This is a genomic window from Oleiphilus sp. HI0117, assembly GCF_001635235.1.
This window is the reverse complement of record NZ_LWGA01001465.1, coordinates 1-898: the sequence shown is the minus strand read 5'-3', so window position 1 is coordinate 898 and position 898 is coordinate 1. Positions and strand designations below refer to the sequence as shown.

Below are 898 nucleotides of genomic sequence, written 5' to 3'. Positions count from 1 at the left end.
GCATAACTCGAGCCAGGTGTCGTCGACCCTGAACATGTAGCACAACACTAACAACACTTAGTTTGGCGTTTTGTTCCGTCACGCCGATTCGTTCGATATTACCTTCGGCGTGCGTTATCGCTGCGGCTAGCTCGGCAATAATGCCGCGTTGGCGTTCAAGCTCTACCTTCAATTCAACGGTAAACTCATCGGTAATATCTTTCACCCAGGATAAGTGCATTTGAACCTGATTGTTGCTTAGGTTCATAATTTTTGAGCAGCCCTCGGAATGAATGGTGATGCCAGAGCCTGTGTCAGGTAAGCCTACGATCGGGTCGCCCGGGATCGGGTGGCAGCAATGTGCGAAAGACAGGTTCATTCCTTCTGAGCCCTTGATCATCATGGACACTGTAGAGGTATCTTGAGCTTCGTTTTCAGCCTCATCTTGTATTGCATCAGACATCAATTGACGAGCAATGATGAACGGCATGCGCTGACCTAAACCGATATTGCGCAGGAGTACATCCATGCTCTCGGCTTGGTTATGTTCAAGAACTTTTTGAATCTGTGCTTCAGGAATATCTTTCCAGGAAACATTAATGCCAGAGAGTGACTTATCGAGCAAGCTCTTACCAAGCGCTAGGCTTTCGGCTTCGCGTTGGTCTTTCAAGTAGTGCCTTATGCTGCTCTTGGCTTTACCGGTTGTGACAATATTCAGCCAAGCCCTACTTGGTTTAGCGCTAGGGGCAGTGACTACTTCAACCGTTTGCCCGCTTTGTAGAGGTACGCTCAAGGGGGCAAGTTGTTTGTTTACGCGACAGGCGACACAAGCATGACCAATATCGGTATGGATAGCATAGGCGAAGTCGATTGGGGTTGCCCCCGCAGGTAATTCGAGAATCGCGCCTTTGGGTGTGAA

At 49.0% G+C, this 898-nt stretch carries 1 protein-coding gene; it reads right to left on the bottom strand.

Annotation, left to right across the window (positions count from 1 at the left end):
* On the bottom strand, positions 1-898 hold an 898-nt coding region (locus A3757_RS24415), incomplete at both ends, for a TGS domain-containing protein (protein WP_156506564.1).